The organism is Chamaesiphon sp. (assembly GCF_041738855.1).
Taxonomy (GTDB): domain Bacteria; phylum Cyanobacteriota; class Cyanobacteriia; order Cyanobacteriales; family Chamaesiphonaceae; genus Chamaesiphon.
Map to the genome: position 1 here is coordinate 16,911 of NZ_JBGSPA010000147.1, position 21,215 is coordinate 38,125.

Annotated in this window: 19 protein-coding genes, 1 pseudogene and 1 riboswitch; of the genes and pseudogenes, 6 read left to right on the plus strand and 14 right to left on the minus strand. The window is 45.8% G+C overall.

Annotated features, from left to right (window positions below):
• Positions 1-8: 8 nt before the first annotated feature.
• Positions 9-3,593 (minus strand): urea carboxylase, encoded by a 3,585-nt coding sequence (gene uca / locus ACEW9I_RS15235; protein ID WP_373541180.1) that lies wholly within the window; start codon positions 3,591-3,593, stop codon positions 9-11.
• A 793-nt stretch (positions 3,594-4,386) separates the two neighbouring features.
• Here uca and ACEW9I_RS15240 point away from each other — a divergent pair.
• Together ACEW9I_RS15240 and ACEW9I_RS15245 are read left to right on the plus strand one after the other, a co-directional pair.
• Complete coding sequence (locus ACEW9I_RS15240; RefSeq protein WP_373541181.1) at positions 4,387-4,674, plus strand: hypothetical protein; 288 nt, start codon at positions 4,387-4,389, stop codon at positions 4,672-4,674.
• A 25-nt stretch (positions 4,675-4,699) separates the two neighbouring features.
• A pseudogene (locus ACEW9I_RS15245) lies at positions 4,700-4,921 on the plus strand (nuclease); the annotation flags it as partial.
• 42 nt (positions 4,922-4,963) lie between these two features.
• Here ACEW9I_RS15245 and ACEW9I_RS15250 read toward each other — a convergent pair.
• Both ACEW9I_RS15250 and ACEW9I_RS15255 read right to left on the minus strand, forming a co-directional pair.
• On the minus strand, positions 4,964-5,608 hold the full coding sequence (locus tag ACEW9I_RS15250; RefSeq protein ID WP_373541182.1) for an urea amidolyase associated protein UAAP2: 645 nt from the start codon (positions 5,606-5,608) through the stop codon (positions 4,964-4,966).
• A 194-nt stretch (positions 5,609-5,802) separates the two neighbouring features.
• Positions 5,803-6,531, minus strand: coding sequence for an urea amidolyase associated protein UAAP1 (locus tag ACEW9I_RS15255; protein WP_373541183.1), 729 nt, complete (start codon positions 6,529-6,531; stop codon positions 5,803-5,805).
• Positions 6,532-6,618: 87 nt separating this feature from the next.
• Positions 6,619-6,738: riboswitch (guanidine-I (ykkC/yxkD leader) on the minus strand.
• 215 nt (positions 6,739-6,953) lie between these two features.
• On the opposite strand from ACEW9I_RS15255, the gene ACEW9I_RS15260 reads away from it, so the two are divergent.
• Positions 6,954-7,670 (plus strand): cysteine hydrolase family protein, encoded by a 717-nt coding sequence (locus ACEW9I_RS15260; RefSeq protein WP_373541184.1) that lies wholly within the window; start codon positions 6,954-6,956, stop codon positions 7,668-7,670.
• Here ACEW9I_RS15260 and glnT read toward each other — a convergent pair.
• The 5 genes from glnT to ACEW9I_RS15285 all read right to left on the minus strand — a co-directional run bounded on the left by glnT (position 7,657) and on the right by ACEW9I_RS15285 (position 12,816).
• On the minus strand, positions 7,657-9,018 hold the full coding sequence (gene glnT, locus ACEW9I_RS15265) for a type III glutamate--ammonia ligase (RefSeq protein WP_373541185.1): 1,362 nt from the start codon (positions 9,016-9,018) through the stop codon (positions 7,657-7,659). The two genes, ACEW9I_RS15260 and glnT, sit on opposite strands and share 14 nt — an antisense overlap.
• 100 nt (positions 9,019-9,118) lie before the next feature.
• Positions 9,119-10,135, minus strand: a complete 1,017-nt coding sequence (locus ACEW9I_RS15270) for an ABC transporter substrate-binding protein (RefSeq protein ID WP_373541186.1) — start codon at positions 10,133-10,135, stop codon at positions 9,119-9,121.
• Between the two features lie 47 nt (positions 10,136-10,182).
• Positions 10,183-11,043: an ABC transporter permease gene (locus ACEW9I_RS15275; protein ID WP_373541187.1), complete on the minus strand. Its 861-nt coding sequence runs from the start codon at positions 11,041-11,043 to the stop codon at positions 10,183-10,185.
• Positions 11,044-11,136: 93 nt separating this feature from the next.
• Positions 11,137-11,913 carry an MBL fold metallo-hydrolase gene (locus ACEW9I_RS15280; protein ID WP_373541188.1) on the minus strand — a complete coding sequence of 259 codons (777 nt, stop codon included), beginning with the start codon at positions 11,911-11,913 and terminating at the stop codon, positions 11,137-11,139.
• 36 nt (positions 11,914-11,949) lie between these two features.
• Positions 11,950-12,816, minus strand: coding sequence for an ABC transporter ATP-binding protein (locus tag ACEW9I_RS15285; protein ID WP_373541189.1), 867 nt, complete (start codon positions 12,814-12,816; stop codon positions 11,950-11,952).
• A 333-nt stretch (positions 12,817-13,149) separates the two neighbouring features.
• Between ACEW9I_RS15285 and ACEW9I_RS15290 the strand changes: the two genes are divergently transcribed.
• Complete coding sequence (locus tag ACEW9I_RS15290) at positions 13,150-13,548, plus strand: glutamyl-tRNA amidotransferase (RefSeq protein WP_373541204.1); 399 nt, start codon at positions 13,150-13,152, stop codon at positions 13,546-13,548.
• A 276-nt stretch (positions 13,549-13,824) separates the two neighbouring features.
• Here ACEW9I_RS15290 and prfC read toward each other — a convergent pair whose 3' ends face one another.
• The 3 genes from prfC to ACEW9I_RS15305 all read right to left on the minus strand — a co-directional run bounded on the left by prfC (position 13,825) and on the right by ACEW9I_RS15305 (position 17,187).
• The gene (gene prfC, locus ACEW9I_RS15295) at positions 13,825-15,462 is read right to left on the minus strand and encodes a peptide chain release factor 3 (protein WP_373541190.1); all 1,638 of its coding nucleotides are present in this window, start codon (positions 15,460-15,462) and stop codon (positions 13,825-13,827) included.
• 71 nt (positions 15,463-15,533) lie between these two features.
• Positions 15,534-16,229, minus strand: a complete 696-nt coding sequence (locus ACEW9I_RS15300; protein ID WP_373541191.1) for a hypothetical protein — start codon at positions 16,227-16,229, stop codon at positions 15,534-15,536.
• A gap of 169 nt (positions 16,230-16,398) precedes the next feature.
• The gene (locus tag ACEW9I_RS15305; RefSeq protein WP_373541192.1) at positions 16,399-17,187 is read right to left on the minus strand and encodes an MlaE family lipid ABC transporter permease subunit; all 789 of its coding nucleotides are present in this window, start codon (positions 17,185-17,187) and stop codon (positions 16,399-16,401) included.
• 194 nt (positions 17,188-17,381) lie between these two features.
• Between ACEW9I_RS15305 and ACEW9I_RS15310 the strand changes: the two genes are divergently transcribed.
• The gene (locus ACEW9I_RS15310; RefSeq protein WP_373541193.1) at positions 17,382-17,759 is read left to right on the plus strand and encodes a DUF4870 domain-containing protein; all 378 of its coding nucleotides are present in this window, start codon (positions 17,382-17,384) and stop codon (positions 17,757-17,759) included.
• 88 nt (positions 17,760-17,847) lie between these two features.
• Here the strand turns inward: ACEW9I_RS15310 and ACEW9I_RS15315 are convergent, their stop codons facing one another.
• Both ACEW9I_RS15315 and ACEW9I_RS15320 read right to left on the minus strand, forming a co-directional pair.
• A complete protein-coding gene (locus ACEW9I_RS15315) occupies positions 17,848-18,606 on the minus strand; it encodes an SDR family NAD(P)-dependent oxidoreductase (protein ID WP_373541194.1) in 759 nt (252 codons plus the stop codon).
• A gap of 184 nt (positions 18,607-18,790) precedes the next feature.
• Entirely contained in the window at positions 18,791-20,218 is a 1,428-nt protein-coding gene (locus ACEW9I_RS15320) for a YdiU family protein (protein WP_373541195.1), read from the minus strand.
• Positions 20,219-20,358: 140 nt separating this feature from the next.
• Here ACEW9I_RS15320 and ACEW9I_RS15325 point away from each other — a divergent pair, with 140 nt between their 5' ends.
• Positions 20,359-20,616 (plus strand): chlororespiratory reduction protein 7, encoded by a 258-nt coding sequence (locus ACEW9I_RS15325; RefSeq protein ID WP_373541196.1) that lies wholly within the window; start codon positions 20,359-20,361, stop codon positions 20,614-20,616.
• On the opposite strand, the gene ACEW9I_RS15330 is transcribed toward ACEW9I_RS15325, so the two are convergent.
• Positions 20,600-21,175 (minus strand): DUF2854 domain-containing protein, encoded by a 576-nt coding sequence (locus ACEW9I_RS15330; protein WP_373541197.1) that lies wholly within the window; start codon positions 21,173-21,175, stop codon positions 20,600-20,602. The genes ACEW9I_RS15325 and ACEW9I_RS15330 overlap by 17 nt on opposite strands.
• Positions 21,176-21,215 lie beyond the last annotated feature (40 nt).

The following is a 21,215-nucleotide window of genomic DNA, read 5'->3' on the forward strand; positions in this document are numbered from 1 at the left end:
AACATACATTAGATCGATCGACTACTCTTAAAGGCCAATAATACTTGTCCAGTAGATACCATTTGTCCAGGGATACAATAAATAGCCTCGATCGATCCTGCTGCCTCTGCTTCGATCGTCATTTCCATTTTCATGGCTTCGAGGATTACTAATTTATCTCCTGGTTTCACTATGTCTCCTAGCTTAACTACAACTTGCCACACATTTGCGGTTAAATGAGCGGTCATGGGCGTACAGTTGGGTGGTAAATCGAGTGTCAATCGAGGAGGAGCTATTTCTGGTTCAATGGCTTGTCTCGTGAACTCTCCAGCGGCTTCCCAAGCATCTCTTTCGGCTTGAAAGGCGGATTGTTGAGTATGTTTAAACTTGGCAATATCATCGGCATTAGCGAAAAGAAATTGCTGATACGCTGACAAGCTAAATGTTGTTTCTTCGATCGCTAATTTCACTCTTCCATAAATTAGATCTTCGCGATATTGTAATAGTTCTGCTGGAGAAACAGGAAAATATCTAATCTGGTCGAAGAAGCGCAATAACCACGGTTTAGTAAAGTCTGCCGTCTGTCGGTAACGATTCCAAATTGGGACAGTCCGCCCGACAAATTGATAGCCACCAGGCCCTTCCATCCCGTAGATACACATATAAGCTCCACCAATGCCTACTGCATTTTCGGGTGTCCAAGTTCGAGCGGGGTTATATTTTGTGGTGACTAGACGGTGACGCGGATCGATCGGAGTGGCAACTGGCGCGCCTAAATAAACATCGCCCAATCCTAATACTAAATAACTAGCAGCAAAAACAATTTCGCGAACGGCTGCAACTGAATTTAAACCATTAATCCGGCGGATAAATTCGATATTACTCGGACACCATGGCGCATCAGCGCGAACCGATTGGATGTATTTATCGATCGCCAGTTGGGTTGAATCATCATCCCAAGATAAGGGTAAATGGACAATTCGTGTCGGTACGGTTAATTGCTCGATACTAGGTAAATTCGAACGAGCAGTGGTCAAGAGATCGAGCAATTCAGGTTCGGGTAAAATTCGACTATCGTAGTGAATTTGGAGCGATCGAATGCCAGGAGTTAAGTCAATAATGCCCGCAATCGGATGAGTTTTCAACCATTCCATTAAGGCGTGAATCTGGAACCGGAGATTGAGATCGAGGATTAGTTCGCCGTATTCGATTAATAGATACTTATCACCCGATCGACGGTAGGTGGTGAGATCATCGCTAGCAAGTAATTTATCTACTAACAATACTTGTTCTGGAGGATAGTCTCTTGCTTCAGATATCAGGGTGGCAATCTCTCGGTCTTGAGCTAATTCTAAAGCATTGGCTCGATCGATCGAGATCGGCTGAAACCGAACTTTATCGCCTGGTTTTAGTTGACCAATCTTCCATAATTCCGCTTGCACGATCGTCGCGGGACAGACAAAGCCACCCAAACTAGGGCCATCATGGGCGAGAATAATCGGCATATCGCCTGTAAAATCGACCGTCCCGATCGCGTAAGCATTATCGTGAATATTTGATGGGTGCAATCCCGCTTCACCGCCATCAGTCCGCGCCCACTCTGGTTTCGGACCAATTAATCTAATTCCTGTTCGAGCTGAGTTGTGATGGATTTCCCAGTCAGTGGCGAAAAACATCTCGATATCCGCAGGGGTAAAGAAATCCGGCGCACCGTGGGGGCCATAAGTTACGCCAATTTCCCAATGATTTGGATAGGTAGGAATCAGAGCGGGATCTAGACCGCTCGGGGGAATACTTGTGGGCGAATCATTGAGATGCAGGACATCGCCAGTGCAAAGAGTGCGTCCCCCATGCCCGCCAAATTGACCGAGAGTGAAGGTGGATTTGCTACCGAGATAGTTGGGGACATCAAAGCCACCAGCGACCAGCAGATAGCTTCTGTAGCCATTTCCGGTAATGCTGGATAGTTTTAATACGCTATCTTTTTTGACATAAATAACCGTCCACCACTGCACGGGTACGCCGTCCAGCATTGCTGTCATCTGCGCTCCCGTCAAACAAATCGCGCGATCGCAATTGAAGCGAATTTTTGGCCCCGACACCGTACATTCCAAGCCAGCAGCATCTGGAGAGTTATTTAAGAGTCGGTTCCCCAGTTGAAATGCCAAATGGTCGATCGGGCCAGATGGCGGTACGCCGACATCCCAGTAACCGATCCGCCCTGGATAATCTTGAATAGTAGTCTGGATACCAGGATCGAGAATATCGATCGATTGAGGTTGATAATCGAGGGTATTTAAAAACTGGGTATGGACGTTTCCGGCTTGATATTCAGGGTGAGCAATTGCCTGAGCTAAGTAATCAAGATTGGTTTCAATTCCGGCGATCGTGGTATTAATTAAAGTAGTTTGGAGTTTAACGATTGCATCATCTCGATCTACACCATGTACTAAAACTTTGGCTAATAATGGATCGTAATAAGGCGTGACTTCAGTACCTGATTCAATCCAACGATCGACCCGCACATCAGCGGGGAAATCTACGGCAGTCAATAATCCAGCACTCGGTTGGAAATTATGATGGGGATCTTCGGCATAAATTCGGACTTGAATTGCGTGTCCTTGGGGCTGATATTGGTAATTAGCCAAATCAATATCTTCTCCTGCGGCTAACCTTACCATCCATTCAACCAAATCGATATTACCGACTAATTCCGTCACGCCATGTTCGACTTGCAGGCGCGTATTTACCTCCAAAAAGTAGAACTCCTGACTATCGGCATCGACGATAAATTCTACCGTTCCAGCCGATCGATAGTTGACAGCTTTACCTAATTTGACAGCGGCGGAATATAGTTGCGATCGCATATTATCATCGATACCTGGAGCGGGAGTTTCTTCGACTACTTTTTGATTGCGTCGTTGGAGCGAACAATCGCGTTCGCCTAATGCAATCACATGCCCATTCCCATCACCAAAGATTTGGACTTCAATATGTCTGGCGCGGGATAGATAACGTTCTAGAAAAATCCCCCCCTGACTAAAATTCTGATTACTCAATCGATCGACGCGATCGAATGCTGCTAATAAACTACTACTATCTCGACAGATTTCCATGCCAATCCCGCCTCCGCCAGCGGTACTTTTGAGCATCACTGGATAGCCAATCTGAGACGCGATCGTTTCAGCTTGTGCTAGACTCTCCAGTAATTCGCTACCAGTTAGCATCGGAATGCCATTATCAGCCGCGATCGATCGGGCGGTATGTTTGAGTCCAAATTGCTGTAACTGTGCTGGTGTCGGGCCGATAAAGTTAATTTGGGCAGCTTCACAAGCTGTCGCAAAGTTGGCATTTTCACTCAAGAATCCATAGCCAGGATGGATGGCTTGAACGCGATTTTCTTGGGCAATTTGCAAGATTCGATCGGCTTGTAAATAACTTTCAGCGGCGGTGGCTTTACCAATATAGAATGATTCGGTTGCCATATTTACATGCGGTGCATGTCGATCGATCTCGGAGTAGACTGCGATCGATTGGATGTTTAACCTGTCGAGGGTGCGAATGATTCTACAAGCTATTTCGCCGCGATTGGCAATCAGGATTCGATCGAGCATAATTGGTGAATTTTTAGGTATGGGTTATCGCTCGGTACAAGTTAGAAAGGCAGACTAATATAGTTATGATGTATTACTCTGAGTGGAAATGACGGATCTAGCACCATATCCAAAAACGCGGAAGCGTAATTTGACCAAACATCTCATTGGCGTTCCAATAGATAATGGTCTCAATGCCGTTTGCGTGGTTCTTTGGCAATCCTCTTACTTTCGGAACCTAATTACACTCGGCATTTCCGCGACACAACTTCCTTCTGGTCAATACCCGACCCAACTTGATTCAGTAATTTCACTAATCGATACGGGTGCTGGTGTTATACGGTCGGGATATTGGCATCTTGGTTCCCCCGTTGATGTCACAATTCCATCTGAATTTTCAACGCGGATTTCTGCTGGCAATATCTGGTGCGATGATAGGCCAATCCGCGAGCCTACTTTCGAAGATATCGAAAATATTCCAACTTTGGGCTGTGCGGGAATGGGTTTGGTTCGGAATTATATTCACTTTCTCTATTCTGGTTTACCCGACGCAAAGTTTCACCGTAACCAGCGCACAATTATGGATCGACACTTGGCAAACTATCCAATTGTGTTCAACCATAGTTATTAGTTGTAGTAGTCGTAGGTTGGGTAGAGACACGAAACCCAACATCCACAAGTATTGCTGCACAGGGCTAAGTGCGATCGAAACTCGATGAAAGTTCGATCTCGATCCAAAATGTTGTGCCATGATAATTTCTTCGCTCCAATTAATGATTACGTTAAAATATAGGACATATTCCCCACAAGACTTATGACGCTAACCCTGGATCTCCCAATTGAAATAGAGCAATATCTATTACAGGAAGCAAAACAGCGAGGGCTGTCGATCGAGTCTGTGACCCTGCAACTTTTGACAAGCTCGATTATGCTCAAGCAAAAGCAAATTGAGGCCGTTAACCTGCTTCAGTCTTGGATCGACGATGAAGATAGTGAAGAAGAACAGCAAGAGACAGGAGCATACTTAATTCGTGCATTAGATGAGGATCGTCTCTCCGATCGTAAATTGTTCCCGATAGAGAAGAAGGGGATAACTTGGTGAACCGAGTCATCATATTGGATGCAGGCCCATTACAACGACGGCAATGCGCCAAGCTGCAAAACTTTGGGCACAAGCTCGCCAGCAAGGTCAACCGACAGCAGGAGACAAAACCATCGATGCCGATATGATTTTGGTGGCTCAAGCCATGACTCTTGAAATTCCAGATCTTGTAATTGCGACAACAAATCTGGGGCATCTGTCGAGATTTATTACCGCCGAGTTATGGCAAGACATCATTCCAAGTTGACTCATGTTCAGAGCCAAACTATAACGAGCCAAAGTTTACCTGTTATTGTTTATCCCAAATTACTAATCGAATTGGAGTAGGATTATAAGCATTACAGGGATTATTTACCTGGGGGCAATTGGAAATCAATACCATCACATCCATCTCCGCTTGTAGCTCGACAATTTTCCCTGCTTCAGAAATACCATCAACTATTTCTAAACTACCATCGGCACTGACAGGCACATTCATATAAAAGTTAATATTACTCACCAAATCCCGCTTATTCATTTCATACTTACTCAATTCTAGTAAGTAGTTTTCCACACAGGCGTGGAGATGTTTTTTGTGCAATCCATAGCGGACGGAATTACTTTCCATACTGCACGCACCGCCGACAGTATCGTGACGACCACAGGTATCATTGATAACCGTCATCATCACATTCCCTTCATTGGAAATAATCTTGGTGCCAGTGGTGATAAAGATATTGCCTTGACGGACGATCGTATCGGGCGCACTGTATCGCTCGGATGGATCGTGGGCATTATAAAATAGGGTATCGACTGCTTGATTGCCTTGGAGATCGATAATACGCAGAGTCTGACCAGATTTGACTACTCGCGACCAAGGTTGACGGGCTGGAATTTCTTCATCATAAATAGCATTAGCCGGATCGAGTGTGGGATTGGAAATTGTAGAAATCATGTTTAGTTTTTGGGTTGATGATGTTAATGGATGTGGGATCGATTTCTTTCTTTACTGCGTAGATCTTTACCCCCCCACCCCCCTTATAAAGGGGGGCTTTTCTTATCTTGCTCCCACCCCTTGATCAGGGGAGGGCTGGGGTGGGGTAAAGATCTACGCAACAATTCAAATAACTTGGATTAATTAAAAATCGATTAATCCTGGGCAAATAACGTATCGGTATTGATAAATCCCCGCACGACTTCAGGATTAGCAGTCCGACAAACATCATCAGCCGTCGGTGCTGGCGATTTCCAGATCGTTAATTGAATCGGCTGCGGCTTGTATTCAGTACTCGGATGCAAAACATGGGGACAATTTGACACGATCGCGAGGACATTCATCTCAGCCCGTAAATCGATATAACTACCGGCTTGCTCACAGGTGCGATCGTATTGCAAATACCCGTCAGGTGATACAGCCACCCGACTGAAAAGATTGACATTTGGCATCAAATCTTTGCGGGTTAATCCCCGTTTACCTAGAGCTTTGAGGAAGTTATTGCGAGAATTTCTAAAATCTCCATCGCCATAATTTACCTCGTTACTTATTTTATTGCTGCACCCGCAGATTAAGTCATGACAGCCAGATGTATCGGTAGTAATGGAGCATAATATTCTGCCCATATCCGAATACATCACCATCCCTTGTTTGAGGAAGGCATTGAACTGGATTTTGGCTGTGTCGGCGACATTCAGCCGTTCGATCGGATTGTCAGCGTTGTAGCAAACCAAAGCTACGCCATGAGAGCCAGCTAAGTCAGTAATGCGAAGTGTGTTGCCCCGTTTGATAATGCCGTGCCAGTAGTCGCCGCCTGGTAGCTTTTCATCGACTAGTACCAAGCTGGGGTCGATATCGGGATGTGGAGCTAGAGTAGTATTCATCGCAAGTCCTCTAGATTGGGTGTGTAATGAGGTCACAGATGGGGAAGATACCAATAGCCACGGAGTTCCACAGCAAAGCTGAAGTGGTTCTCCCGGGCTTTTATCCCGCCGTGTGACCGAATTAGTAGTGTGTCTCCACACCCAATCGGCTGCTTCTCTCGGACCAGTCATCGATAATGCTCGATCGGAACCCTAGAAACGATCCTGACTTGTATTTTGATAATTCTGGCAACTTTGTCTAGTCACCTTGCATGAATCATAGCAGATCGAATTCAAAAAGTGAACTAGTCGATCGAATAATTTTAGATAGGCAAATAACAGTATCCTCTAATACTTATTCGCGATCTAAATTAGCACAAGTGCAATCAAAAACTACTATATAATTTTATTTCTGAGCCAACCGATCTTAGCGGATAACCGAAATGCCTATTCATACCGAGCCAGTAATTCAGGTACCAACAGATCGACACTCATTCCCACTTCAGCTAGCGCATACGGCTTTAATTGTGGTCGATATGCAAAATGTTTTTTGTCATCCACAGGGATTTTTTGGTAGTGAATTAGGCGCAGATCTCAGCAGTGTTCGGGCGATTATCCCCTGCATCCAACGAGTTATCGCTTGGGCAAGACAGCAGCAACTGTCGATCGTGTATACGCGGGAAAGCCATTTACCAGATCTAGCTGATGTTTCGCCTAGTAAAGCACTGCGCTATGCTAATGCTGGACATCCGATCGGTCGATTGGGGCAAATGGGTAAGTTCTTAATCCAAGGCGAATTAGGCACAGCGTTAATCGAGGAACTACAGCCAACTAATGATGAGCTGCAAATTGATAAACCCGCTCAATCAATCTTTATCGGTACCGATCTCGCCGATACCTTACATCAGCAACAGATTACCCATCTCCTATTCGTTGGTGTGACGACAGAGTGCTGTGTACTAGCCAGCTACCGCCAAGCTAGCGATCTGGGGTTTTACTGCTTGCTCCTGTCAGACTGTTGTGCCGCGATGAGGGCGATCGAGCATCAAGCGGCGATCGATGTACTATTAGCGGAGAATGGCGCGATCGGCTGGGTCACTACATCCGATCGATTGCTCACCGTGACTGCGGGAGCGGATCGAGACATCAGAAGAACTTGAGATAACGCTTAATTTCCCAATCTGAAACATGACTGTGATATTCTTGCCATTCCTGAGTTTTAAAATCGACATAGCTCTTGTACATCAACGATCCCATTACTTGCTCGCTAAGTGGATCGGCGGCAAAAGCCGCGATCGCATCACCCAATGTGCGGGGCAGAAACGAGATTTTCATCTCCGCCAACTCAGCCATCGAATAGTTGTACATATTTTCAGTATGCGGCTCGCCTGGATCTAGACCTGACCGAATCCCCTCCAAACCTGCCGCCAATAGCATTGCCGCCCCCAGATAAGGATTGCAAGAAATATCTGCGGCTCGACACTCTACTCGACCACCAGCCATCGGAATTCGCAACATATTAGTGCGATTATTGTTGCCATAACAGACATATACAGGTGCCCAGGTAAATCCCGACATACTGCCTCTGGCAACCAACCGCTTGTAACTATTCACCGTTGGGGCGATCGTCGCACAGATCGCCGGAGCATGTTTCAATACTCCGGCGATAAACTGGTAGCCCAGAGTTGAGAGCTTACACCCCCTGATATCGCTGGGATCGTCAAACAGATTTTCTCCGGTGTGGATATCTGCTAAGGACATATTGAAATGGGCACCACTACCCGTCATATTAGCAAACGGCTTGGGCATGAACGTTGCGAAGAAACCGTGCTTACGGGCAATCTCCTTGACCATTAACCGAAAAAATACCAATCGATCGGCCATTTTAAGCGCATCACAGTAGGCAAAATCAGTCTCAAATTGACCATTGCCATCTTCATGATCGAAGGAATACACATCCCAGCCCATCTGATTCATGGCTTCGACAATTTCAGTCACCCATTCGTAGTTATCTAACAAACCTTGCAGATCGTAACAGGGCTTCGCCAGCGTATCGCGATCGCTCACTGGTATTACCTGCCCGTCCGCTGTTTCCCGCAGCAGAAAAAACTCTGTTTCAATCCCCAGGTTAAACGTAAAACCCATCGTCGCGGCTTCCGCCAAGACCCGCTTGAGAATTCCGCGACTACAAGCAGCAAAGGGTTTATCCCCCAAGTACAAGTCACTAGCAAACCATGCTACGTCTGATTTCCAGGGCAATATTGTCAGCGAAGTGGGATCGGGATGTGCCGCCACTTCGTCGTCGCTCACTGCTTGAGGCACACCATCTAAAGCAGCACCTGTAAATAGTTCCGACCCCGCCATCATCTGTCCTAGATGGGATAGGGGTACTGATTTGGCCTTACACATGCCATGAATATCTGCAAAACTCGCTAAAGCGTATTTAACGCCTTGGGCTGCCAGAGATGTCTGCAAAGCTTGAATTTCTGGGGTCAGGGGGTCAGACATCGATCGATCCTCAATAGTTAGCACTAGTAGTTGACAAAATCAATGGCAGCGGCAGATGAATTGCCGCTGCCATCCTAAATTCAGCGCAAGCATTAATTACCTATAAAGATTTAACGATCGAATCATCATAGAGTGATTCAACTTGCAGTGGCTGAGGCACAATCTTGAACTCCACAGCAGCTTTAGAGGTTAGATCTAGATTGCCAATCAAGCTATTAGGGTTACTCTTATTAAAAGCAATCGTCTTATTAGCCTCAACATCAAATAGTTTAACCGCAGTTAGTTGCTCCTTCACCTCAGCCGCAGATACGCCCAATTTATCACCAGAAATCTTCAAGGCTTCCGGATCGCCAGCATTGAGCAACTTAACGGATTTATCGACAGCTCGAAAATAAGCCTGGAGATCTGTTTGGCGCGTTTTTAGCAGTTCTGCTTTGACGGCAACCACATCGGCGATTAAGTTGGTACCTTTAGTGGAAAATACGACTTTACCACCGCCCTGAGCAGCAGCTTTAGTCATATAAGGCTCATAGGTTACAGCTAAATCAACTTGCTTCGATGCAAAAGCCGTCGCTGCTTCCGCTGCCGACATATCCTTGATTTTCACATCACTCTCAGTCAAACCAGCCTTTTGCAAATAGGCTTGGAGCAATACTCGCTCAAACAAAACATTTTCACGGGCAATTGTTTTGCCCTTGGCATCCTGGGGGGAAGTGATATTACGACCGATAACGCCATCACCTCCATTGGAATAATCCACCAAGTAAATCATTTTGAATGATGGATCTTTAGCAATCATCTGAATCGCATCACCAGATGTCAACCAGGCAATATCGACCTTCCCAGCCAATACAGCAGTAACTTGTTCAGAATTACTTTGAAAAAATAAGTCTTGAATTTTCAATCCTTCTTGAGCGAAAAAGCCCTTTTTGACTGCCACATGATGTCCAGAATAACCTACCCAATTATTGGTTGCCGATACTAAAGGCTGAGATGAAGATGGTGATGAGGTAGCATTCGGAGGCGGATTATTTGGCTGCTGCGTACAGGCGACAGCGAGAGTGAATGCAATAAAAGACAAGAAAATCCAACGCAGCCAAGCAGATAGTTTTAGCATTGAGACAATATATATTTGAAGCAACGAAAATGAATAATATCTGACACCTAATGACGGACTCGGTCTGCCCATGGAGTCATCAATCGCGCAACCCACTTCAATCCATAGTCGATCGCCAATCCAATCGCTCCAATCAACATGATACAAAACAGTACTTTGTCTGTTTGCAAAAATCGTTGAGCTTGGATGATTTTGAATCCCAAGCCACTTTGGGCAGCTAATAATTCAGCAATCACTACAAAATTCCAAGCTCCTGAAATATTAACACGTAATGTATCTAAGACACTGGGAAAAGTAGCAGGGACGATCACCTTCGACAGTACATCCCAGCGACTAGCACCCATAGTGTAAGCTACATTAATCATTTCATTGGGAATAAATTTAACAGCATCAGCCACCATGATGATGTTGTATAGCACCACCCCTAACGAGATAATTAAAATTTTCGATGGTTCTCCCAATCCCACCCAAATAATAATCAATGGCACAAATCCAGTAATGGGCATGTAACGTACCGTTCCCACGATCGGCGAAAGTAAGCTATCCATGCTGTGAAAAGTGCCTATCGCCAGACCCACGGGTACCCCAATTACTGCTGCAAATACAAAACCAGCCAGGACTCGACTACAGCTAGAGAGCAGATCCTCGCCGAGATTATTTTCGGTAAACATTGTGAATCCCGCTGCCAGTACTGCCGTGGGGGTCGGCAAAAAGATCGGTGGAATGATTTGTAAGGAGCTGACGATCGTCCAAACTGTCAACGGCACGGTCAAAGACATGACCACTAGCAATACCGACAGTCTCTTCGGGAATCCCTGCCGGATACTCCAGAATATGGAAGGTGAGAGGTGGCGATGTTTACGAGTAATCGGTTCGGAAAGAGGGATAGAGATAGATTCGATCGTCACAATTAACTCCGCTAGAATGAATAGTGGGTGTGGAAATTCTGAGTTTGCTTGACTTTCGGGGCGGATATTTCCACCATTGAACTCGATCTCGATCTAAGAGTTATGTTCGCTATGAACTTCCCTCGGACATCCTGGCTGCCGTCGTCGGTCGAGATATTCTCCCAAGATCTGTTGGTACTTTTCTGTGCCAAACTGTTGATAGTGACCAGGATACACCATCTCTACTGGCAACTTTTGCAGCCGTTCGTAGGTCTGGCAGTAAGCCGGAATATCACTACAGTGGAGTTCGTCTAATAATTCACCGTCGTAAATCACATCGCCAGCAAATAACGATCGCGATCGATGGTCGTACAAAGCAATACAACCGACGGAATGTCCGGGGAGATGGAGTACTTCCAATGCTCGATCGCCTAGATCGAGCACATCACCTGCTTGTAAAATCTGGGTGGGTTCGGCAGCATGAAACTTGTACTGCTCCACGGTAAAGCCACTATGGGGTAGCAACTCAAAATGGTCGATATCGATCCAGCCTGGTTGAGTACAGAGGGCTTCATGAGCATCGCCATCCCGCAGGGCTTGCGCTTCGGCGGTGTGGATCGCCCGCTCCTCGAATTCATAAATCCCCCCAGCATGGTCGAAATGGATGTGGGAAGCGATCGCGAGTAACGGTTTATCAATTAATTCGGCAATATGTTGGCGGAGGCTCGCTACGCCCAACCCCGTGTCAAGCAGCAAGTCCCGATCCTGACCTTTAATCAGCCACAAATTAGCGCGATTGTACCAGTAATAATGGGGCTCCGTGATGAGATATAGTCCCTCCTCAACCTGTTGAGTTGTAAACCAACGATCGCAGACCTGTCTAGTTGTCATGATGATGGGAGTTTTCAGTGAGGGGTAGCGATCTGACTAGCTAACATGCCGGATTGCCTGAAGTACCTGTCGCTTGATTTCGACAAATTCAGGAGCTAATTTGATATCTAGCGTCCGCTGTTCTGGTAGACAAATCGGAATCTCACTCTTGATGCGACCAGGATGGGAACTCAACACATAGATCCGTTGCGATAGATAGATCGCTTCCTCCACATCGTGGGTAATCATCAGCACCGTCACATGGGTTTTCCCCCACAGTTCCAGTAAAAATTCTTGCATCTGTTCTTTGGTTTGGGCATCGAGGGCACCAAAGGGTTCATCCATCAAGAGGACAGCAGGTTCATTTGCCAAAGCTCTGGCGATCGCCACCCGTTGTTTCATCCCGCCTGATAATTGTGAGGGGTAGCTATTGGCAAATTTTTCTAGCCCCACTACATTGATGAAATAACGCACTTGTTCTCGCTGTTCGATCTTGGTCATTTGCTGGAATTGCAACCCAAACGCCACATTTTGAGCCACTGTCAGCCAGGGATAAAGAGTGTATCCTTGAAATACTACACCGCGATCGGAGCCAGGGCGACCTGTCACGGATTTCCCATCTACCAAGATTTCGCCAGTAGAAGGTGGCAAGAGTCCGGCGATGATATTCAGTAGGGTGGATTTACCACACCCAGATGCCCCAACTAGACAAATAAATTCCCTGGGAAAGATTTTAATATTGATATCTGCTACCGCAGTTAAAGTTTGACCACCACGGACAGGATAAGACTTAGCAACGTTTTTAACCTCTAGTTTTGGTAGTGGGTGAGGGTAGGATCGATTGGCATAGTTTTTTTCGCTCAGATCCTCTGCTGATGCAGCCGATCTGCCAATAAAATGAGAATCAAGCGCATTATTATTCATATATATTTTTGAGATTTACAACTAACCAACAACCCTCAAAAAAACGACCCTACTATATTTTGCGGAGATAGATCGATAACTACTGAAGCTGAAATCTTTAATTTATTGTAAGCTTCTACAGCTCACTTACCCCAGATCGAGAAGTCTAATTCCATTAAGTAGCCAGAGCGGGATCGGAAAATGTTCTCATTGAACACTATCGATCGAAATCTCCATGCCATGATTTGTCGATATGCTGTTGCAGCCTTTGATTCATGACTCACATAAGCTCACAGCGATCGTGCTTTTATGTTACGCTCTGAGTATAGATCTGATTCTCTATGTTAGATGACCATGACATTGGCAGGTAATTGCGAGATAGCTGTTAACGGAACTTTGATGCAAGGATTAGAATTAAATATTAACTTGCAAGCAGTTGGTGCTGTATTTATCATAGAAGCTATAACTGCACCAATTTACCGTTTGTGGTCGATCGACGATCGCCATCCAGCGATGATGAGGGTAAGTGCAGATGGTAGATCGATCGCTCTAGAAATCTGGTCTTTGCCGTTAGCTGGACTAGCCAAGATCTTACAGCAAGAGCCAGCAGGATTATGTATTGGTAAAATTAAATTAGCCGATAACAGTGAGGTCTTGGGTGTTTTGGGCGAACCCTTTTTGTGTGAAGGGCAACGCGAAATCACTGAATTTGGTGGTTGGCGTAATTATATAGCAATCCTAAGTGAGTTGTGAGAAGATCTTTCTTTCTTCTCTGTGTTGATGCGCTGTCTTGTCGTTTTTTTATTCGGGGGAACCCTAGACATAAAAACGCCGCTGTCTTGAAAAGGTGCTTCACTTGGGCAAAGCCCAAGAACGCACTTTTCGCTAAACCGTCGGGGAACAAAGGCGAGCGCGTATCGCTGCGCCCTCTGCGTCTCTGCGGTTCAAAATATCCAATTCGATTCTCATAAATCAAATAGGATCGCTATATTAAATCGCTTAATAGTTAAAGAGGTTATTTCAGATGTTCTAGATCGATACAGACCCGATTGTAATGGGCGCGATCGCACTCAATTTCAGGCTAGGATGATCCTCTAGTAACTGATTGACATTCCATTCATTCTTAAACAATAACACCGGACGATTCCAGAGATCTTTGATAACCAAAGTATTAAATAATCGCCCGACTTTATCCAGAGCATCCCAACCATTTAACACCCACCGCGCCACTGAATAACCGAGTGGTTCGAGCGTTGTTTCTACTCCATATTCATTCTTCATCCGAAACTGCACCACTTCAAATTGCAACTGTCCCACTGCTGCTAAAATTGGGTCGCGTTTGGCTTCATCTGCGGAATACATAATCTGGACTGCACCTTCTTCTTGTAGCTCCTTGACTCCTTTTTGAAACTGCTTGAATTTCGAGGGGTTGGGATTGCGGAGGAAGGAGAATAATTCGGGTGAAAAGCAGGGAATCCCTTCATATTCAAGCTTCTTCATCCCCGTATAAATCGTATCGCCGATCGCAAATACACCAGGATTATTTAGCCCGATCACATCGCCTGGATATGCTTCCTCGATCGATTCCCGATCTTGAGCGAATAACTTTTGGGGGCGAGATAGTCTAACGGTTTTACCCGTGCGGGCGTGACTGACAGTCATATCTTTTTCAAATTTACCAGTACAGACTCGAATAAACGCCACGCGATCGCGATGTTTGGGGTCCATATTGGCTTGCAATTTGAACACAAAGCCCGAAAACTCGGGATAACTCGGATCGATCGATCCGATATTGGAATTACGGTTTCCAGGTTTGAGAGCGTATTCCAAGAAATAATGTAAAAATAACTCAACCCCGAAATTGGTCATCGCACTGCCGAAGAATACCGGAGTCATATAACCTGCATGGATCAGCTCCAAATCCAAATCCGAAGCTACCCCATCGAGGAGTTCTAAATCGCTATGCAGTTGCTCGAACAATTCCCGATCTAATATCTCCTTCAGGCGTGGGTCGTCCAGATCCATCACCGTATCGGTCGCTTCCTTCTTGCCATGCGCTGTCCGCTCGAACAGATGAACTTTGCGTTGATGGCGATCGAACACGCCCTTAAAGCGATCTCCGGTACCGATCGGCCAATTTACCGCATAGGTTTGTAAGCCTAATTCTTGCTCGATCTCATCCAACAATTCTAGCGGTTCGCGCCCGGGTCGATCGAGTTTATTCACAAAGGTGAAAATCGGTAACTCGCGCATTTTGCACACTTCAAATAACTTGCGCGTCTGTGGTTCCAAACCCTTGGCTGCATCGATCAGCATCACCGCATTATCCGCCGCTGCGAGTGTCCGATAGGTATCTTCACTAAAATCTTGGTGTCCGGGTGTATCGAGCAGATTTACCTGAAATCCCTGATACTCAAACTGCAACACTGTCGAGGTGATCGAGATTCCCCGCTGTTTCTCCATCTCCATCCAGTCGGATGTCGCCTTGCGCTGATCGCGTCTGGCTTTGACTGCACCCGCTTCATGAATCGCCCCCCCATACAGTAGGAGTTTCTCTGTCAGGGTAGTTTTCCCCGCGTCAGGGTGCGAAATAATCGCAAAATTACGTCGATGTTCGACGGCAATTTCGAGTTCGGTTTGAAGCTGGGTTTGGAGTTCGGTGGACATGGGGAGGTTGCGTGAGCTTAGTCTCTGATTATAACTTGACTGACTGCGATCGACTAAAACTCAGCTATTGTCTATTTCAAGGCTGGAAGCTGCTCGATCCGAGCTTGCCGTTTGAGCAGATCGACATCCGCAACAAAATGCCGATTTGCGGAAGTGTAAAATACTAGCCGCTGATAGCGTCCCTTGGGATAAACTAATAAGATTTTATCGATATCCTTGATAACTTCAGCATAATTTGCACCAACAGCATCAGACAGGCCGATTTGTTTGCGGTCTAATTCGTTTAGTAGTTTATCGCCATTGGTATCAGCAACAACTCGGAGATACCACAATGTTTTGACAGTTTTTAGCGATGATTGATTCATCGATGTGCTTAATTTCTTCCCGGACGCAGGTTCGCCAATTTGCTCTAGTTCGATTATTCGCGAATTATTATTAGTGAATAGTTTGGTTGCAGACAAGTTATCTCGATGGACGAACATGTAGTTACGAATATCGATCTCGGCATAGCCTTTGCGATTGTCATAACTACCAGATTTAATCTGTTTGAGAATACTTTTCCGCTCTTGTTCGGCTACATAAATCGGTGCATAAAGATAAGGTGTGCCATTTAGTTGCTCGAATTGACTCATCCAGACATCTTGAGGCGCAGCTAATGCTGGACTCGGACTATTACTTGCAGTAATTTGGGAAGTATTCTTGCTACAACCTGCTACCACCAACACGCTCATAACCAAACTGCTCAATTGCCACCATTGTTTAGACATTGACACTCACTCACCAACATATGACTCTTTGGTTTAGCTACAATCTGGAAACTCTCAATTTCGCACTACTGTGAGTAGTCTGTAGGTTGGGTTTCGTGCCTCAACCCAACCTACAGCACCAGCAATCTTTAAGCATGTTGGGTAGAGCAAAGCGAAACCCAACCTACAACTACAGCGGCTGACCGAGCGGCAGATCGCCAAATAAGATCGAAATTGCGAGATCGAGTGCAAAAATCGCAACCCCAGAGACGACCACAGCGGCGGTAGCTGACTCGCCGACTTGCTTGACACCGCCATAAGTCGTCATCCCCCAACCACAACCAATCGTCCCAATCGTGGCACCAAATACTATGCCTTTAAACCCGAGATTGATGAGATCGGCCGTTTTCAAAAAACTGCGAACTGACTCCATAAATACCAGCGGCGGCACTTGATAGAATTGAGTAGCCGCAAAAATACCACTCAACAGACCGCAGACTAAACCTAAAATAATTAAAGTTGGTACCGTCATACAACAGGCGAGCACGCGTGGCAAAATCAGATAATCGATCGGATCGGTTCGGAGTGTATATAGGGCATCAATTTGTTCGGTGACTTTCATCGAGCCAATCTCGGCGGCAAATGCCGAGCCAACTTGTCCCGCAATCACACTAGCCGTCAGAATTGGTGCGAGTTCTCGGCAAAAGGCGAGCGCAAATACGCCACCAACCGAATTAATTGCTCCCACGGATTCTAACTGTCTGGCGGCTTGAATCGTAAAAATCATTCCTGCCAAGATATTCACCAGTAGTACGGGAATCATCGATGCTGGGCCAGTTTTGAACAAATGTTCGGAGATTTTTCGCCAGCACGTCTTGCCCTGGAGCAAATGTAGCCAGAGTTGACCGATGAGTAGGCAGGTAAATACAAATCTTTCATATCCGTAGGGATGAGAGTTTGTACCAGATTTTGGAGCCATGTACGAGTGATGTGAGCTGCACAAGGGAGCTGGCAGTAAGTCCTTATTATGGTATGAAAGTCGATCGGATCGAAATGTTTCCAGTAATAAAGTGACGGATTTCCACCCAGGAGAAACGTACTACCAGACCGCTGTAAGCTATGCTAGACTTACCATATATAGATTTTAGTCTCAGTTACTTGTGAGGATTTAAAATGACTAACACTGGCAATCTCAGCAGTAGTGGCAAACGGAAATTGTTTTCGTTAATCTGTCATGGCTCGATTTTTTTAGGCTCACTGCTGGTTACCTCCGCAATCCCACTGGTAATCCTGCTGTTATTTGATGACCCAGTTATCAAGGCAACTGCCAAAGAAACACTCAACTATCACTTCAATATCTGGCTATACGGAGCTATTTCAGCCGGACTTGGTACTTTCTTCACTTTGCTGTTTTTTACGATTCCCCTGGCTTGGGTAATTGGGATTGCCTTTTTCCTGTTTCACTTAGTACCACCTATTTTCGGGATTTTAGCAGTGCTAAACAACCCTAACGAACCTTATCGCTATCCATTCATTTGGCGATTATTATAATCTGTGCTGAAAAAATGATTGACGGAGCGATCGCACTCAGTTAATCATTTAGCTCAGTTAAGCAATTGATGTTAGCTCTATGAGCTATCTACCAGGGTAAACGACTCCCATCCCAGGAAAAGAATTCCCCACTATCACTAGACTCTAATCCAGCCATCACAGCCAATAACTGCCCCACAGTGCGATCGACTGAAAATAACTGCTCAGGTGGCACATTGCGCTGAAAGGGTAGCGACAATCGCGTATCCGTCGTACCAGGATGAAGTGCCACCAGAATCGCTTGGGGGCACCTGCGTTTGTACTCGATCGCGGTGGTGCGGATAAACATATTTAAGGCAGCTTTGGAGGCACGATAGCCATACCAACCACCGCTATGATTGTCGCCAATACTGCCAACTTTTGCCGAAATTGTAGCGAGGATCGATCGATCTTGATGTGCGATCAGGGGCTGTACTTGTTTGAACAGTAACATCGCACCGATGCAATTGACTTGGAAATAACGCGATAGTTGTTCGCTATTAATCTGCCGTAAACTTTTCTCTGGCTGCATCTGACCTTCATGCAAAACCCCTACGGAGTTAATGACATAGTGGAGAGCCTTTGTCTCAGTTTGGATCTGGTGAATCACTGCGGCGATTTGTGACTCGTCAGTGATATCCATCTGCACACAGCACAACCTGGAATCCGCGATCGCTAGTAGCTCTGTTGCTGATTCCAGGCGTCGATAAGTAGCATAGACACGCTCTACATCATCTGCGGCGAGTAATCTGCGGACGAATCCCAACCCAATTCCCTGTCCCCCACCTACCACTAGCGCGGTTTTTAAAAAGCGATCTACACTTATCATTACTAATTTCTCTGTTGCTCTGTGGTTAAGATTAAATTATTTTTGAGATCCTCACTAACTCAAGTTGCTATCTACTGACTGCCTGCAACTGAAGTCGCAGCTAATATTGCCAAGTCCGCGCGCGGACTAAGTATTCGAAGGAGTGTTTTTAACCACTTTGAGTGTAGGTAGCAACTTGGGTTAACTAGCTACCCGATCGAATCTTGGCGAGTAATGTATTAAAAGGCTCCCAATCATTTGATTGAGCGACCGAGTCCCAAATTGCTTCGATCTGTGGACGGAGTAAAATCGTCTGCGGATTCGATCGCGTCATGAGGATAGCTACTGATTCAAACTCTGTTTCAGGCAATGCGCCGAGAGCTTGTCGATAGAGTTGTAGCCAGGGCTGATAATGAGAATTACCAATGATCTCTGGTGAGAACTCATCCTCTTTGAAGTAATTAGTCTCCTGTCTCCAGCGGTGTTGAAATGCTTGAGTTAGCCGATAAAAAAATTGATGATATCCCACCTGGGTATCTGCCAGCAATTGCAGCGTTGCTACCAAGAGTTCATCCCGTACTGGCGTAGTCTCACCCTCAAAGCCGAGCTTTTGGAGCATCAATCTCTTGTACTCCAGAAAATAGTAATCCTCAAATTTGGCTAAACCTGCGCTCATCTCTGAGGAGTCGATAATCGCACTCAAAGGCTGCTGGAGTAGTTCTAAATTCAATTTACATATTCCAGGTTGGTTGCCATAGCTATAACGTCCATAGTGGTCGAAATAGGCAGCAGTAAAGTCTGGATCGTAAGTCGGTAGAAAGGCAAAAGGGCCATAGTCAAAACTTTCGCCAGTAATTGACATATTGTCAGTATTGAGGACCGCATGACAAAAACCTACTGCCATCCATTGGGCGACTAATATGGCGACTCGTTGCACTAACTCATTGTAAAATTGGGCATAACGTGCTGCCCCTGCAACTAGACTCAAATGACTGTAATAATAGGTAATTACATGATCTAATAACTGCTGAATCAGATCGTTACGTTTGAGATAGTGCAATCGCTCGAAGGTACCAAATCGAATGTGCGATCGACTAAATCTCACCATCACCGCCGAACGCGTCGGGGATGGCTCATCACCGCGCCACAAGTCCAAACCTGTCTCCACCATACTCAGACAGCGGGAAGTCCTCACCCCCATCTGATGTAAAGCTTCAGCCGCCAATACCTCGCGCACGCCACCCTTGAGCGTCAGCATCCCATCCCCACCCCGCGAGTATGGTGTCCGTCCCGAACCCTTGGTACCAAAATCATAGAGTTCGCCATCGACACCCCGCACCTGTCCGTAGAGAAATCCCCGTCCATCGCCCAAACTAGGATTGTATTCACCAAATTGATAACCGTGATAGCGTAAGGCTAGGAACGGATGCGCTGGACTAGTAAATTTACCAAAGGCTTCAGTAAAATGCTCGTCAGTCACCTGCGTCGGCTCTATTCCTAACTGAATTAACAAGTCATCATTCCGAAAGCGCAGGATCTGTTGAGGAAATTCTGCTGCAACTACGTCATCATAGTAGTCAGCACCTAGTGATTCGAGCGCAGGTTCATAGTTAAGCGCGATCAGTGGATTCATAAATTAATTGGTGGGTATTGAAAAGTAATTAATAGAGCATGAAGTAAGCAAAGATTAGATGGTTACAGTAGGATTGAAATACATATTAAGATTTTTAGCCTCATCTATTCACCATTCACCATTCACCATCCACTATTCCCATGAGTGACTCTTTAATGTTCAATAACGATGCCTATGTTTTTCTGGAGACAGATCTACCCGAGCAGATATTTACCTCCGCAGAAATGTCTGCTAAACTCAAAGAAATTGCCACTAAATTTGCAGATGATTTGCCGATCGATGTCCGCGAAATCACCGGCATTGACGAGCGCGTTCGATATTTGCTAGATACTATCTGCGAACTAAACCCGTCGCCAGGACAGTATTTTCAATGGTATGCCATTAGACTGGAGAAGTAACTCGCTCCTGAGCGCGATCGACAATCAATGTCACCTTAATTTCTTCTTCTTCGTCATCTGGCTCGATCGTGACTTTAATCCCTGGGCCAAAGAACTTAGTGATTTTTTCATGCTTTTCTTGCCAGACATCGAGCGTCATAAAGGGCGAATAAAATCCTAAAGTCAGCGCGTAAGCTCCCCCAATTTCTGATTCTTCTAAACCTGTCAGCACTGGACGATCGTCATCACTGGGAGCTAGTCCGAGTTTTTCGAGTGCGACATCTAGATGCGCTTCTTGTCCGTATCGATAGCGGGTGACATCTTTGCGAATTTGATTGAGTGTGGGCGTGGCTTGTGCTTCACGCAGCTTGACGAGATTTGGTTGCGTGACTTTGATAAAGGGGACTGGTTCGAGTTCGGCTGATTTGAGAGCCAATCCGCCCAAAAATAGCGGGATACCATAGAAGAACCCAATCAGATTGAAGGTCGGATCGTCGATCGCATAAGCGAAAAAGCCGATGAGTGCCAGCAACCCGCCGACATTGATGAGTACAAGACTGAGCGGAATTTGACCAAACATATCGATCGCATGAAGAACTGAAGTCTTTTTATTATCGGTT